15 protein-coding genes are annotated in these 14,949 nt (G+C 65.6%); all 15 read right to left on the minus strand.

Going from position 1 to position 14,949, the window contains the following annotated elements:
• The coding region (locus tag AC1DS3_RS23530) for an aspartate/glutamate racemase family protein (protein WP_477128059.1) at positions 1-254 on the minus strand (254 nt) is incomplete at its 3' end.
• A gap of 144 nt (positions 255-398) precedes the next feature.
• Positions 399-1,319, minus strand: a complete 921-nt coding sequence (locus tag AC1DS3_RS23535; RefSeq protein WP_477128060.1) for an alpha/beta fold hydrolase — start codon at positions 1,317-1,319, stop codon at positions 399-401.
• 72 nt (positions 1,320-1,391) lie between these two features.
• Positions 1,392-2,294, minus strand: a complete 903-nt coding sequence (locus AC1DS3_RS23540; RefSeq protein ID WP_441634875.1) for an SDR family oxidoreductase — start codon at positions 2,292-2,294, stop codon at positions 1,392-1,394.
• Between the two features lie 56 nt (positions 2,295-2,350).
• Positions 2,351-3,286, minus strand: coding sequence for a glutathione S-transferase family protein (locus tag AC1DS3_RS23545; protein ID WP_441634873.1), 936 nt, complete (start codon positions 3,284-3,286; stop codon positions 2,351-2,353).
• A gap of 187 nt (positions 3,287-3,473) precedes the next feature.
• Positions 3,474-4,295: an SDR family oxidoreductase gene (locus AC1DS3_RS23550; protein ID WP_477128061.1), complete on the minus strand. Its 822-nt coding sequence runs from the start codon at positions 4,293-4,295 to the stop codon at positions 3,474-3,476.
• A gap of 4 nt (positions 4,296-4,299) precedes the next feature.
• Positions 4,300-5,154 carry a class II aldolase/adducin family protein gene (locus tag AC1DS3_RS23555; protein ID WP_441634871.1) on the minus strand — a complete coding sequence of 285 codons (855 nt, stop codon included), beginning with the start codon at positions 5,152-5,154 and terminating at the stop codon, positions 4,300-4,302.
• A 121-nt stretch (positions 5,155-5,275) separates the two neighbouring features.
• On the minus strand, positions 5,276-6,286 hold the full coding sequence (locus AC1DS3_RS23560; RefSeq protein WP_477128062.1) for an NADP-dependent oxidoreductase: 1,011 nt from the start codon (positions 6,284-6,286) through the stop codon (positions 5,276-5,278).
• A 97-nt stretch (positions 6,287-6,383) separates the two neighbouring features.
• A complete protein-coding gene (locus AC1DS3_RS23565) occupies positions 6,384-7,769 on the minus strand; it encodes a serine hydrolase domain-containing protein (protein ID WP_441634867.1) in 1,386 nt (461 codons plus the stop codon).
• Positions 7,770-7,870: 101 nt separating this feature from the next.
• Positions 7,871-8,314 (minus strand): PaaI family thioesterase, encoded by a 444-nt coding sequence (locus AC1DS3_RS23570; RefSeq protein ID WP_441634865.1) that lies wholly within the window; start codon positions 8,312-8,314, stop codon positions 7,871-7,873.
• Between the two features lie 91 nt (positions 8,315-8,405).
• Complete coding sequence (locus AC1DS3_RS23575) at positions 8,406-9,188, minus strand: SDR family oxidoreductase (protein ID WP_174426386.1); 783 nt, start codon at positions 9,186-9,188, stop codon at positions 8,406-8,408.
• Between the two features lie 69 nt (positions 9,189-9,257).
• Complete coding sequence (locus tag AC1DS3_RS23580) at positions 9,258-11,108, minus strand: acyl-CoA dehydrogenase (protein WP_477128063.1); 1,851 nt, start codon at positions 11,106-11,108, stop codon at positions 9,258-9,260.
• A 200-nt stretch (positions 11,109-11,308) separates the two neighbouring features.
• On the minus strand, positions 11,309-11,488 hold the full coding sequence (locus tag AC1DS3_RS23585) for a hypothetical protein (RefSeq protein WP_441634861.1): 180 nt from the start codon (positions 11,486-11,488) through the stop codon (positions 11,309-11,311).
• A 14-nt stretch (positions 11,489-11,502) separates the two neighbouring features.
• A complete protein-coding gene (locus AC1DS3_RS23590) occupies positions 11,503-12,681 on the minus strand; it encodes an acetyl-CoA C-acyltransferase (protein WP_477128064.1) in 1,179 nt (392 codons plus the stop codon).
• A gap of 128 nt (positions 12,682-12,809) precedes the next feature.
• The gene (gene pncA / locus AC1DS3_RS23595; protein WP_441634858.1) at positions 12,810-13,445 is read right to left on the minus strand and encodes a bifunctional nicotinamidase/pyrazinamidase; all 636 of its coding nucleotides are present in this window, start codon (positions 13,443-13,445) and stop codon (positions 12,810-12,812) included.
• Between the two features lie 91 nt (positions 13,446-13,536).
• Positions 13,537-14,949, minus strand: a 1,413-nt coding sequence (locus tag AC1DS3_RS23600) for a 3-hydroxyacyl-CoA dehydrogenase (protein WP_477128065.1), incomplete at its 5' end; no start/stop codon positions are given.

Raw genomic sequence — 14,949 nt, forward strand, 5'->3', positions numbered from 1 at the left:
GTGTTGGTGCAGAGCAGCACGAAATCCGCGCCGGCGGCCTGCACCTGCAGGGCGGCTTGCCGCATGGATTCGCCGAGTTCATCCCAGCGTTGCGCGTGCTGCAGTGCCTTGATCTGCTCGAAGCTGACCGTGACCATGACGCTGCGCGCGTTATGGTGGCCGCCGAGACGTTGTTTCATGTCCTGGTTGATCATGCGGTAATACTCGGCCGAGGATTCCCAGCTCATGCCGCCGATCAGTCCGATCGTTTTCATCTTGACCTTCCTCGCGCACCAGCGCTGTCGAATCAGGTCAATGTAGCAGCAGGCGCCACTCCGCCCCATGCACAGTGCGGCGGGTTCCGACCGGGCCAGCRCAGGCTCGCGTGCCTGACGCGGCCTTGCGTAGACAACAACGGATCAGGGCAAAGCGCTCCGGATCAACAGGTTGATGCGCTCCGGCTGCTCGTGGATGACCCAGTGGGTGCCATCCGGAATGCGTTCCAGCCGCATGTCCGGGACGAACTTGTCCAGCCCATCCAGCAGGCTCTTGGGCAGCGCGGTGTCGCGCTCGCCCCAGACCACCAGCGTCGGCACGCGCACGGTGAAAGCGGCGGGATCGAGCTTGGAGATATCGGGGGGCGTCTCGCCTGGCCCCGGCGGGTGCATGGGCGATGCGCGGTAATAGTTCACACCGCCGGTCAGCGGGTGAGAGCCGCCAGCGCCGGGCTGCGACCAGGCCGCGTGGTATCTCTCGCGTGTCTCGCCGGTAAACCAGGGCGCGGACTGCTTGCCCTGCCCGTTCAGGAAGCCCTCGAGCTTGGCGAAGCCGTCCGCCGCCAGCGCTTGTTCTGATCCCGGCGCGCGCAGCCAGTTCATGTAGGCCGAGGCGGCCTGCTGCTGGGGATCGCTGGTCAGTGCCTTGGCAAACACGTAGGGATGCGGTGAATTGATGATGACCAGCCGCTCCACCATCTGCGGAAACTGGATGGCCAGGTTCCAGCAGATTGCCCCGCCCCAGTCGTGCGCCACCACCACGCAATGCGAGTAGCCCAGCGCGTTGATGAAGTGGACCAGGTCCTCGACGATGTGGCGGGGGCGGTAGGCCTCGACCTCCGCGGGCYTGCTTGAGAGGTTGAAGCCACGCAGGTCCGGCGCCACGGCGAAGTGGGTCTTGCCGAACTCGGCCAGCTGGGTTTCCCACTCGTACCAGAACTCGGGAAAGCCATGCACGAACAGCACCAGCGGCTTGCCGCGCTCGCCGGCGCTGGCGTAGTGCAGACGCGTGCCATTGGGCAAGGTGGCGTACTGCAGATGGCGAATGACTGCAGGTTTGGTCATGAATTCMTCCCTTGCCGCAATGGCTGTCTCTGGTGGACTTGCTGCTGGCCGCGCCTGGCGGCTCTACCTCGCTTATCCGCGCAAGGCTGCGATGAGCCCGGCGCGCACTTCCGGCTTGTCGGCGAACGGGTCGCTCGGGTTGCGTTGGCTAATGATATCTTCGAAGCGCTGCCGCACGGGATCCAGCTGCTGCGGATGCGAGTAAATATAGAAGCCGTTGTCGCGGATGGCGTCGAAGGTGAGCTGCGCCACTTCGGCGGCCGTGACCTTGCCCGAACTGACCGCTTTGTCCGACATGGCTTGCGACACCAGCTGCGAGCGCGTGGGCGGCGCGTCATTAGCCAGCCCGGCCGGCCGGTTGCGGCCCGATTGCGTGATGCCGGTCGGCACGAAATACGGGCACAGCACCGAGCAGCGCACCTGCTCGCTGACCAGGCTGAGATCCTGGTACAGCGACTCGGACAGGGAAACCACGGCGTGCTTGGAGACGTTGTAGACGCCCATCGCGGGCGGGCTGAGCAAGCCGGCCATGGAGGCCGTATTGACGATATGGCCTTCGAACGACGGGTCCTTGGCGGCGGCCGCGAGCATCAGCGGGGTAAAGATGCGCACGCCATGGATCACGCCAAAGAGGTTGACGCCCAGCACCCACTCCCAGTCGCGCTCGGTGTTTTCCCACATCAGGCCGCCCGCGCCCACGCCGGCGTTGTTGAACAGCAGGTTGACCTGGCCAAAGGCGGCGATGGCGGCATCGGCCAGCGCCTGCACCTGCTCGGCCTTGGACACATCCACGCGCACGCCGATCACCGGCACGCCTTGCGCCTTGAACTCCGCCACGGTGGCGTCCAGTGCGTCTTCCTGCACGTCGGCCAGCACCAGCTTCATGCCGAGTCCCGCACCCAGCTTGGCGAATTCCTTGCCGAAGCCCGATGCACCGCCGGTGATCACTGCCACCTTGCCTTGGAATTGCTTCATGTTGTCTGCCTCTCGTTGCTGTCGTTGTTATCGGAAAGCCTTGCCGCGCGCGGGTCTTAGCCCGCGTGCTGCACTTGATAACCTTGGCGCGGGAAATGCACATTGACCGCACCCGCACGCGGATCCTGGCGGCGCAACGTGGCACGGTGGGCGTCCAGCGCCACCAGCACGCCGGCGACGGGATCGCGCGCGTAGTCCGTCGGCGTCACGGTGACCGCGTCGCCCGCTTCGAAGCCGCTGCCGGCAGCCACCCCGCCTGGCAACGCGGCCGGATCGGCGTGCCCTGCCACCTCCAGCGCCGACTCCGCGCTGACCACGCGCACCGAGCCATGGCCAAAGGCCTTCATGCGCCCATACCAGGCTTGCACCGCCGGATACGCATCCAGCAGCTTGGCCAGCTCACTGGCACGCTGGATAAACCAGACATTGTGGTACAGCGAAAAATCCGCCACCGACAGCTCGGCCCCGGCCACATGCGCCACGCCCGCCTTGAATTGCTGCTCGAGCCGCCCGAAGGTTTCATGCAGCATGGCGATGGCCTCGGGCAACGGCATGCGCAGTGCATTGGTATCGCCACGCATGGCCTTGCGATCCGCCGCGAAAGCCTGCATTTGCGCCGGCGTGAGGTGGCCCAGCATGCTTTGCGCGCCGGCCGGCTGGAACAGGTAGGTGACGGCGGCGGTAAACAGCGCGGTGTCGATCCAGCCAGCGACCAGGCGCGTAGCGGCGGCTTGCGCGGCGGGATAGAGCGGGCACGCGGGCGCCCCGCTGTCGATCACCTCGCAGATCAACGCGGTGTCGCAATAGATGTCGGCCCCCACCTGCAGGATCGGGGTGCGGCGGTAGCCGCCGGTCAGCGCCACCACGTCCGGCTTTGGCATGATGGGCGGGATTTCGACCGCTTGCCACGCCAGGCCCTTCGCGCCCATCAGCAGGCGGATCTTCTCGGAGAACGGCGACGTTGCGTACTGGTGAAGGATAAGGTCTGCCATGGTGTCGGAATCGCTTGTGTTGCCAGTCTGAAGCCAGCCTGAAGCCAGATTAAATTCAGCCTGAAATTTCTCTTATGCCTGCTGCCAGTGCGCCGGGCGGATGCCGCCACGGGTATCAGCAAGGCGCGTGCCTGCTATTGATCGACCTCCTCTGTCATGCTGTCATGCTGTCACGCTGTCAACCGCACTACCGCMCCGTTTGCTTCAGCGCCTTGAGCGCCATGTTCTCGACCAGGCGCGGCGCCAGCAGCTTGAGCCACAGCCCAAGCCGGCCCTTGCCGGTCATCACCAGTTCGCGCTTGCGCGCGGCCATGGCCGCCAGCATCTGGCGCGCGCATTCCTGCGCGCTCATGGCCCCCTCCTCGCGCAGCCGGCTCTCGCCCAGTGGGCGGCCGTCGGGGCCAAAGCCGTTGATGCGCGTATCGGTCGCCACCACACCGGGAAACACCACGCACACATCCACGCCAGACCCGCGCAGCTCGGCCCGCAGCGCCTCGCAGAATCCCGCCAGCGCGAACTTGCTGGCCGAGTAGGCGGTGCGGCCGGGCACGCCGATCTTGCCGGCCAGGCTGGACACCGCCACCATCAGGCCGCCGCGCTCGCGCAGGTGCGGCAGCGCCTCGCGCGTGCACCACATGGCGCCAAAGTAGTTCACGCGCATGACCTGCTCGTAGTAGCTGTAGTCCGATACTTGTTCGAAGTAGCCGTGGGCGGACACGCCGGCATTGTTGACCAGCACGTCGAGCCCGCCGTACTGCGCCACCACCGTGGCCACCAGCCGCCTGCAGTCGAACTCGTCCGACACGTCGACGCGCCACACGCCGACGTCGGCGGCCGGGTGCTGGCGGCGGATGCGCTCCGCCAGCGCCTGCAGCATGTCGACACGGCGCGCCGCCAGCGCAAGCCGCGCGCCCTGCTGCGCCAGCAGCAGGGCCAGTTCGGCGCCAATGCCGTCGGACGCGCCGGTGATCAGCACGACCTTGCCAGTAAATGGAGCAAAGGCGRCCATGACTTCAATCCAGCAGGTCGGGCTGTTCCTTGACGATGCGGGCGTATAGCGGCTGGAACTGGAACCAGCCCGCCTGCGCGGTGCCGACGATCGAATACGCTTGGCGTGCCGCGGCGTCGGAGATCACCTTCAGCGGTGCATTGGTGCGCGCGGCAGCGGCCTCGGCCAGCAACTGCACCTGGCACGAGCGCTCCATGGTGATGAACCACCAGGCGGCTTCGTCTACCGTCTTGCCCACCGTCAGCAGGCCATGGTTCTGCAGGATCGCGGCCTTGTTGCTGCCCAGCGCGTTGGCGATGCGCTGGCCTTCGTCCAACTCCACCACCACGCCGCCGAAATCGTCATAGAGGGCATGGTCGTTGTAGAAGGCGCACACGTCCTGCGTCAGCGGATCGAGCGTGCGGCCCAGCGTGGACCAGGCGCGGCCATAGGTACTATGCGAGTGCGCGGCGGCGACCGCGTCTTCACGGGTCTGGTGCACGCGCGAGTGGATGGCGAAGGCCGCGGCGTTGACCGGGTAATCGCCTTCCACCACGTCGCCATGGTGATCGCAGCGGATCAGGTTGGACACCTTGACCTGGCTGAAATGCACGCCAAACGGGTTGACCCAGAACGTATCCGGGAATTCGGGATCGCGCGCGGTGATGTGGCCGGCGACGCCTTCGTCGAAGCCGAACTTGGAAAACAAGCGGAAGGCCGCGGCCAGCCGCTGCTTGCGGTGCAGGCGTTCCTCCGCCGGCGTATCGAACTTCGGCGGGCGCGGCAGTACGCGGTACTTGGCCTTGACCGCTTCGGACAGGCCGGCGGCCATTTCGTCCTGGTCGGCTTGGGGCTTGGTGTGTTGGCCTGGCGCATTCATGGGGTGTCTCCTTGCTCGTAGTTGGTTTGCTCCCCTCTTCCCCTGAGGGAAGAGGGAGAAACAGCCGTCGTCATGGTGCGCGGCTCTGGCCCGCTCGGCGGCTTCGGTGCTTGCCTCTGGCTTAAACCAGCTTGACCAGCTGCTTGCCGAAATTCTTGCCCTTGAGCAGGCCCATAAACGCTTCCGGCGCGCTCGCCAGGCCTTGCGCGACGCTCTCGCGGAACTTGAGCTTGCCTTGCGCCACCGCGGTGCCCAGCTCTTGCAGCGCTTGCGGCCACACGTCCATGTGTTCGKACACGATAAAGCCTTCCACGGTCAGGCGCGACACCAGGATCAGCTGCGGGTTCTTCAGTGGCATCGGCTGGCCATCGTAGCCGGCAATCATGCCGCAGATAGCGATGCGCCCGAAGGCGTTCATGCGGGCCAGCACGGTGTCGAGGATCTCGCCGCCGACGTTCTCGAAATAGCCATCCACGCCGTCCGGGGTGGCTTCCTTGAACATCGTGTACAGCTCCTTGCTGTCCTTGGCCGCCTTGTAGTCAACGCAGGCATCGAAGCCCAGTTCATTGACCACGTAGTCGCACTTGTCCTTGCCGCCGGCAAAGCCCACCACGCGGCAACCCTGGAGCTTGGCCAGCTGGCCCACCACGCTGCCAACCGCACCGGAGGCAGCGCTCACCACGATGGTCTTGCCGGCCTTCGGCTGGATGATCTTGTTCAGGCCGTACCACGCCGTGACGCCGGGCATGCCGACCGAGCCAAGATAGGCCGACAGCGGAATATGGGTGGTATCGACCTTCTGGATGCCGACGCCGTTGGTGACGCCCATTTCCTGCCATCCGAACATGCCGACCACCTTGTCGCCGACAGCGTACTTGGGGTTCTTCGTCGCCACGATCTCGCCGACCGTGCCGCCGATCATCACGTCGCCCAGCGGCTGCGGGGTGGCGTACGACTTGCCCTCGTTCATGCGGCCGCGCATATACGGGTCGAGCGACAGGAAATGATTGCGGACCAGCACCTCGCCTTCGCCGATCTCGGGCACAGGCACTTCTTCCAGGCGGAAGTTCTCAGGGGTCACGGCGCCGGTGGGGCGCGATGCCAGGACGATGCGCTTGTAGGTGTTCGACATGATGGCTTCCTTACAGTGAAATGGACAAGGACACTCGTCCTTTGTCGTTCGTTGTGGGTGGTTGCCAGCTAGCTGGTCGGCTGGCTGGCTTGTTTTGCTATTTCATCAATGACAGCGCCAGTGCCCGATACGCGCGATGCGTGACGGGGTCGTTGGCGCCGTTGGCGGCGACGGGATGCGAGGCGTAGCGCACGATGGTGAGCTCCGCCTTGGGATCGACGTAAATACGCTGGCCGTGGATGCCGCGTGCCTCGAACACGCCGTGGTCGTCGTTCGAGACCCACCACATCGAACGATAGCTCCAGCCGGGCAAGGTGGCATAGCCAGCCTTGGCAAACTTGGCGGGATCGCCGCCGCGGCGGATGTCCGCCACGACTTCGGCCGGGATGACCTGGTGGCCGTTGAAGCGGCCGCCGTTGCGCATGGTCTCGCCAAAGCGGGCCAGGTCGCGCAGCGTGGTGTTCAGGCCACCGCCACCGGACTCGCTGCCGATGCTGTCCACCATGAAGTAGGCATCGTTCTCCGCGCCCATTTTTTGCCAGACGCGCTCCGAAAGCAGCTTGGCCAGCGGCTGCCCGGACACGCGCTTGACGATCCAGGCCAGGACTTCGGCATTGACGGTCTTGTAGGCGAAGGCCTGGTCATGCTCGCCGTCCTTCTTCAAGGTGACGAGGAATTCATAGAACGTCTTGGGCCCGGCATAGGCGGGCTCGCGCGGCATCATGCCGCCGGCGCGGCTGTAGTCCCAGACCTCGGCCTTGGGATCGGCGTAGTTTTCGGAGTACTTGACGCCCACCGTCATGTCCATGACTTCGCGCACCGTGGCATCGCCGTAGGCGGTGCCCGCCATCTCCGGCAGGTAGCGCGTGACGGGCGCGGCGGGGTCGAGCTTGCCGTCCGCCACCAGCATGGCGGCCAGCGTGCCGACGAAGGACTTGGTGACCGACATGGCGATGTGCGGCGTATGGTCATCCAGCGCGCCGAAGTACTTCTCGTAGACCACGCGGCCCTTATGCATCACCAGGATGCCGTCGGTATAGGTCAGGCCCAGCATGTCGCTGAACGTGCGGCGGGTGCCGTCGGCATCGGTAAACGGCACGCCACCGATATCGCGCTCGGCACGCGGCAGTGCCGAAACCGGGCCGCGCCCGTGCCAGACCGAGGCGGTCGGGACCAGTTCACGGATATGCGAAAAACTCCAGCGCGTGCGCGGGAAGCCGTTGCTGGCAGGGGTGAAGCTGATGATCTTGGCGGCTGCGGGAGGAAAGCCCTGCATCCAGCCCGCTGCAACGGGATCGGTGGCCACCGCGTCCGGGAACGCCAGTGCAGCCGGTGAGGCCGGTGCGGCTACCGGCGCGCCGGCCGAAGGAGCAGGTGCATTCTGGGCTTGGCCCGGCTGATACATGGCAAGGGCTCCTGCGCCGAAGGCGGCGAGCACGGTCAGTTTCAATCGCCGCGTGGCGGCAATCCGTTCAAACAGCATCTTGTCTCCATTTCTTGTTTTACAGCTGCTGCGCGCCGCCGGCTCTAGCTCTGGTGGCCCTGCCGGTCTTGTGGCTAATATCGCGTCCCTGTCCTGCGGCCTCAGCCGTCCGCGCCGGTATCCGAAGCGCCGCTCGCGGCACGTTGCGGGGGCACGCGCTTGACGAACTTGAACGTGCCCGACCCGCGCGACACGGTCTTGCCATCGGCATCCACGATCTCCGCCTCGCAAAAGGCCATGGTGCTGGTACGGTGCACGCACTGGCCACGCGCGATGAGCTTGCCGCGCCCGGGCGCCATGAAACTGGTCTTCATCTCGATGGTCACTACCCCGCGGCCATCGGGATCGGTTGCGCGGCCGGCGATGGCCATGGCCACGTCGAGCAGCGTCATCAGCACACCGCCATGGGCCATGTCCCAGCTGTTCTGGTGGCGCGTTTCCAGCGCCAGTTCGATCTCGCTGCCCTCCTTGTCCATGCGGGTGCATTGCACGCCAAGATCGGCAAGGAAGGGAATCGTGAGGGGAAATCCGTTGGTTTTAGTCATAGTTGCTAGTGTGGCGAAGACGGTACGGCTGGCCGGCTGGCGAGGCGGAAAGCCCCGCCCCGCACGGGCCAACCGCATTGGAGCATGGACTTTATACCGCGCTCACGCCGCCATCCACCGCCAGCACCTGGCCGGTGATGTGCTTGCCGGCGGCGCTGGCGAACAGCAGCGCCGCGCCCTTCAGGTCTTCGTCGTCGCCCAGCCGGTGCAGCGGCACCGATGCGCACATGGCATCMACCCCAAGGCGGTCCAGCGAGCCCTGCGTCATCTTGGAGGGGAAGAAGCCCGGCGCCAGCGCGTTCACCGTGATGTTGTGCTCGCCCCACTCGGCCGCCAGCGTGCGGGTGAAGTTCACCACCGCGCCCTTGGAGGTGTTGTAGGCAATGGTTTCCATCGATCCCGGCGGGTTGCCCGCCAGGCCGGCGATGGAGGCCACGTTGATGATGCGGCCATAGCGGCGCGGAATCATCGACAGCTTGCCGATGCGCTGCGACAGCAGGAACACGCCGCGGATATTCAGGTTCATCACCTTGTCCCACGCTTCCACGGGGTGGTCTTCGGCAGGCGCCCCCCAGGTGGCGCCGGCATTGTTGACCAGGATATCGATATGGCCCAGCTTGGCCAGGGCCTCGTCGGCCAGGCGCACGATATCCGCATCGCGCGCGCCGTCGGCGGCGATCCACTCGGCATCGATGCCAAGCGCCTTGAGGTGGGCTTGCGCCGCTTGCAGCTCATCGGCCTTGCGCGCCGACAGCACGATGCGCGCGCCCTGCTCGCCAAGCGCTTCGGCGATCTGCAGGCCAAGCCCGCGCGAGCCGCCGGTGATCAGTGCCGTCCTGCCCTTGAGGTCGAACAATTGCTGGATGGTGTTCATGGTGTCTCCCGATTTGGTGTGGCGCGCACAGATCGGTGCGCGCGCTCGTTCATCTTGTGTGGCTGCCGCTCAGAACCAGGCGTCCTGCATGTCCAGCGTGGTGCGGTCGAGCGACGCCAGCAGGTCCAGCTGCGGGCCCACCTTGGGCAGCTCCCAGCGGAAGAAGTACGCCGCCGCCGCCAGCTTGCCGCGATAAAAGTCCTGGTCTTCCTGGCCCTTGGCCCCCGCCAGCGCGGCTTGCGCCACCAGTTCCTGCTCCAGCCAGGTCCACGACAGCACGACATGGCCGAAGGCTTCCAGGTAGACCGAGGCGTTGGCCAGCGTCACCTTGGCGTCACCCGCCGCCCACAGYGCCTGCGTGACTTGCGCCACGCGCGTGACGGCGGCGCCCAGCGCCTTCGCGTGGCTGCCCAGCGCGGCATCGCCGCTCGCCAGGGCGCGGCCGATGGTGGCCTGGATCTCTTCGCCCAGCGCCTTGAATGCCGCGCCGTCCTTCATCACCACCTTGCGGCCCAGCAGGTCCAGGCCCTGGATGCCATGCGTGCCTTCATGGATCGGGTTGAGGCGGTTGTCGCGGTAGAACTGCTCCACGTTGTACTCGCGGGTGTAGCCGTAGCCGCCATGCACCTGGATGGCCAGGTTGTTGGCTTCCAGGCACCACTGTGACGGCCAGCTCTTGGCGATCGGCGTGAGGATATCGAGCAGCAGTGCCAGGCGTTCATGCTCGGCGCCCTGCGCTGCACGTTCCTGGTCCACCAGTTGCGCGCAATACAGGTTGAGCGCCAGCCCGCCTTCCACATAGCTCTTCTGCGCGAGCAGCATGCGCCGGATGTCCGCATGCTCCACCAGCCGCACCTGYGGGCTGGCCGGATCCTTGCCGCCGGGGCCGATCGGGCGGCCTTGCGGGMGGTTGCGCGCGTAATCGACCGAGTGCAGGTAGCCGGTATAGCCCAGCATGACCGCGCCCAGCCCCACGCCGATGCGGGCCTCGTTCATCATATGGAACATGCAGGCCAGGCCTTTGTGGGCCTCGCCCACCAGGTAACCAATGGCACCCGCCTTGCCGCCCGGTTTGTACTTCATGCCTTCGCCGAAGTTCAGCAGGCAGTTGGTGGTGCCGCGATAGCCCATCTTGTGGTTCAGGCCGGCCAGCACCACGTCGTTGTGCTCGCCCAGGCTGCCGTCGGCGTTGACCAGGTATTTCGGCACGATAAACAGCGAGATGCCCTTCACGCCCGGGATCAGCTTGCCGTCCGGGCCGGGAATCTTGGCCAGCACGAGGTGGACGATATTATCGGAGAGCTCATGCTCGCCGGCCGAAATCCACATCTTGTTGCCGCGCAGGCGGTATTGCTGGCCGAGCGGCGATTCGCCCTCGTAGTCGGCGCGCGTGGTGATGTCGGACAGCGACGAGCCGGCCTGCGGCTCGGACAGGCACATGGTGCCGAAAAAGCGGCCTTCCATCTCCGGCTTGACGAAGGTCTCCACCTGCGCCGGCGTGCCGTGCGTGAGCAGCAGGTTGGCGTTGCCGATGGTCAGGAAGGGATAGGAGCTGGTGCCGACGTTGGCGCCCTTGAAGTAGGCAAAGCCGGCCTTCTCCACCACCACCGGCAGTTGCATGCCGCCGATGTCGTAGTCCTGCCCGGCGGCCATCAGGCCGGCCTCGCAAAAAGCCTTCAGCGCGGTCTTGACCTCGGGGATGATGCTGACGGTGTCGCCGTCGAAATGCGGCTCTTGCTGGTCGTTCTTCTTGTTGTGCGGCGCGAACAGGTCGGTGGCGATCTTCTCGCAGGTATCGAGCGCGGCGTCGAAGGTCTCGCGGGAATGGTCGGCGTAGCGCGGAATGCGGGTCAGCCCTTCGACCTTGAGCCATTCGTACAGCACGAAGTTCAGGTCACGGCGGGAAAGGATCAGCGACATGGCAGGAAACGGCTCCCAGACTGAAAGGGAAAATCAAAGATGCGCGACCCGGCGGCGGCTGCATCAACTGCAAGCCTCGCGGCGGGGATCATCGCTGTCTCCACAACGGCGCGCTCTCGTGGCACACCGCAAATTCTGTATCTCAACATGGCGCGGGGAAAGAAAAAGGCGCTCGCGCGCCCGTCTCTTGCCTGCCGTGCCTAGCGGCCTTCGCCCAGGCAGGCGATCAGCGTGTCGCCGATCGCCGGACGCAGGTAGTTGATCTTGTAGCCGGAGGCCACCACCGGCGCGGCCATGGCCGCGCTGGCCAGCACCGAGAAGGGCTGGCTGGCCAGCACCTCCCGGCCATGGGCCAGCATCGGGTCGGCTGAATCGCTCACGGTACCGGGCCGCCTCAGAAGACCTCGAACAGGCCGGCAGCACCCTGGCCACCGCCGATGCACATGGTGACCACCACGTACTTCGCGCCACGGCGCTTGCCCTCGATCAGCGCGTGGCCGACCAGGCGGGCGCCCGACACGCCATAGGGGTGGCCCACCGCGATGGCGCCGCCATTGACGTTCAGGCGGTCCATGGGGATGCCCAGGGTGTCGGCGCAGTACAGCACCTGCACGGCGAAGGCTTCGTTCAGTTCCCACAGTCCAATGTCGGCCACCGTCAGGCCGGCTTTCTTCAGCAGCTTGGGCACCGCGAACACCGGGCCGATGCCCATTTCGTCAGGCTCGCAGCCGGCGACGGCAAAGCCGCGGAACGCGCCCAGCGGCTGCAGGCCGCGGGCCTCGGCCACCTTCGAGTCCATCACCACGACCGCCGAAGCGCCGTCGGAGAACTGCGATGCGTTGCCTGCCGAGACCACGCCGCCGGGCATGGCGGTGCGGATCTTCGACACGGCTTCCAGCGTGGTATCGCCGCGGATGCCTTCGTCGGCCGAGACCGTGACTTCCTTGGTCATCAGCTGGCCGGTCGCCTTGTCGGCCACGCCGGCGAGCACCGTGATCGGCACGATTTCATCGTTGAACTTGCCGGCTTCCAGGGCGGCGAAGGCGCGCTGCTGGCTGCGCACGCCGTATTCGTCCTGGCGCTCGCGCGAGATGTTGTAGCGCTTGGCCACGTTCTCGGCAGTTTGCAGCATGTTCCAGTAGATTTCCGGCTTGTTCTTGGTCAGCCAGTTTTCCTGGATCATGTGGCGGTTCATTTCCTGCTGCACGCAGGAAATGCTCTCCACGCCACCGGCCACGAAGATGTCGCCTTCATCGGCGATCACGCGCTGCGCGGCCATGGCGATGGTTTGCAGGCCGGACGAGCAGAAACGGTTCACGGTGGCGCCGGGCACGGTAACCGGGCAGCCCGCGCGCAGCGCGATCTGGCGCGCGATATTGGCGCCGGTGGCGCCTTCCGGGTTGGCACAGCCCATCAGCACGTCTTCCACTTCGCCGGCGTCGATCTTGGCGCGCGCAATGGCGTGCTGGACCGCGTGGCCGCCCAGGGTCGCGCCGTGGGTCATGTTGAAAGCACCCTTCCAGCTTTTGGCCAGGCCGGTACGTGCGGTGGAAACGATGACTKCCTCTTTCATGTCTTGCTCCTCGGTATCTCTGGTATCTGGTGACCTGCGGCGTGCGTTCACGTCCGGCAGTGTCATGCAATATGTCGTTGGCTGGGTTCAGCCGTGTCAGCTCGGGTTGGCTTGGCGATTCTTCGGTTTCAGGACAGCACGGCGGCCGATTGCAGGCGTCGCACGCCCGCGGCTTCCAGGTCTTGCCACGCACGCGCCAGCGACCCGTCGAGGTCGATGGCGCGGCAGGCATCCTCGACCACGACGGCCTCGAACCCCGCCGCCCGGGCATCCAGCGCGCTCCAGGCAACGCAGTAATCCGTTGCCAGTCCCACGCAAAACACCCGGCGCACGCCACGCTCGCGCAGATAGCCCGCGAGCCCCGTCGGGGTGGCGCGGTCGGCCTCCATGAAGGCCGAGTAGCTATCCACCTCKCGGTGATGGCCCTTGCGGATCACCATCTGCGCTTGCGGCACTTCCAGCCCGGCATGCAGCGCGGCGCCGTGGGTGTCCTGCACGCAATGCGTGGGCCACAAGACTTGCTGGCCATAGGGCAACGCCACGGTCTGGAACGGCTGCTTGCCGGCATGGTTGGCAGCAAACGAAACGTGATCGGCGGGATGCCAGTCCTGGGTCAGCACCACGCGCGCAAACGCCGTCGCGAGGCGGTTGATCACGGGCACGACTTCATCGCCCTGCGCCACGGCAAGCGCGCCGCCCGGCATGAAGTCGTTCTGCACGTCGATGACCAGCAGGCAATCTTCGGGGCCGTATTGCTTGGCCATGCCGCTACTCCTCGCTTGGTGACCGGTTTGCGATCAGTGATGAGAACCCCGCGCGGCCTGGCTGCGCCGCGCGAAATCGCCTTGGCTGTACTTAGCCGTTGAAGCCCTTGCCCTCGCCAGCCAGCTTGACCAGCAGCGGGGCTGCCTGCCAGGCTTCGCCGTGGTAGCCCTTGGCATAACGCGCCATCGACTGCGCCACATTGAACAGGCCAACCTGGTCCGCGTACAGCATCGGGCCGCCGCGGAACAGCGGGAAACCGTAGCCGGTCAGGTAGACCATGTCGATATCCGAGGCCTTGGAGGCAATGCCTTCTTCCAGGATCTTGGCGCCTTCGTTGACCAGCGCGAACACCAGGCGCTCGACGATTTCCTCATCGGAGATCTTGCGGCGGGTGATGCCCAGGTCCTTGGAGTGCTGCACGATCATGTCGTTGACCTGCTGGTTCGGGTACGGCTTGCGGTCGCCCGCCTTGTAGTCGTACCAGCCCGCGCCGGTCTTCTGGCCATAGCGGCCCAGTTCGCACAGCAGGTCGGCGGTCTTGGAGTACTGGATCTCCGGCTTGTCGATCGCGCGGCGCTTGCGGATCGCCCAGCCGATGTCGTTGCCGGCCAGGTCGCCCATGCGGAACGGGCCCATGGCAAAGCCGAACTTCTCGATGGCCTTGTCCACCTGCTCCGGCAGCGCGCCTTCGTCCAGCAGGTAGCCGGCCTGGCGGCTGTACTGCTCGATCATGCGGTTGCCGATAAAGCCGTCGCACACGCCCGATACCACGGCGGTCTTCTTGATCTTCTTGGCGACCTGCATGACGGTTGCCAGCACGTCCTTGCCGGTCTTCTCGCCGCGCACCACTTCCAGCAGCTTCATCACGTTAGCCGGGCTGAAGAAGTGCATGCCGACCACGTCTTGCGGACGCTTGGTGAAGGAGGCGATCTTGTTGACGTCCAGCGTGGAGGTGTTCGAAGCCAGGATCGCACCCTGCTTCATCACTTCATCCAGCTTCTTGAAGACGATTTCCTTGACGCCCATTTCCTCGAACACGGCCTCGATGACCATGTCCGCGTCCTTGATCTCGTCATAGGACAGCGTGGTGGTCAGCAGGCCCATGCGCTGCTCGACCTTCTCCTGCGTGAGCTTGCCCTTCTTGGCGCTGTTCTCGTAGTTCTTGCGGATCGTGGCCACGCCGCGGTCCAGCGCTTCCTGCTTGGTTTCCAGCATGATCACCGGCACCCCGGCGTTCAGGAAGTTCATGGTGATGCCGCCGCCCATGGTGCCAGCGCCGATCACGGCGACCTTCTCGATCTTGCGGGTCGCGGTGCCTTCCGGCACGTCAGGAATCTTGCTGGCGGCGCGTTCGCCAAAGAAGGCGTGACGCAGCGCGCGCGATTCGGGCGTGGTGATCAGGTACATGAAGCCTTCGCGCTCGGCCTTCAGGCCAGCTTCGAACGGCTTGAGCGAGGCGGCCACGGCATCCACGCACTTCAGCGGCGCCGGGAAGTTCTTGGC

Source organism: Cupriavidus sp. 01L46, assembly GCF_056399905.1.

Bases quoted from the DNA above. Each gene is read 5' to 3' on its own strand.
- AC1DS3_RS23540 (WP_441634875.1), bottom strand. From the start codon at position 2,294: ATGAAGCAATTCCAAGGCAAGGTGGCAGTGATCACCGGCGGTGCATCG.
- AC1DS3_RS23545 (WP_441634873.1), bottom strand. From the start codon at position 3,286: ATGGCAGACCTTATCCTTCACCAGTACGCAACGTCGCCGTTCTCCGAG.
- AC1DS3_RS23555 (WP_441634871.1), bottom strand. From the start codon at position 5,154: ATGAATGCGCCAGGCCAACACACCAAGCCCCAAGCCGACCAGGACGAA.
- AC1DS3_RS23565 (WP_441634867.1), bottom strand. From the start codon at position 7,769: ATGCTGTTTGAACGGATTGCCGCCACGCGGCGATTGAAACTGACCGTG.
- AC1DS3_RS23570 (WP_441634865.1), bottom strand. From the start codon at position 8,314: ATGACTAAAACCAACGGATTTCCCCTCACGATTCCCTTCCTTGCCGAT.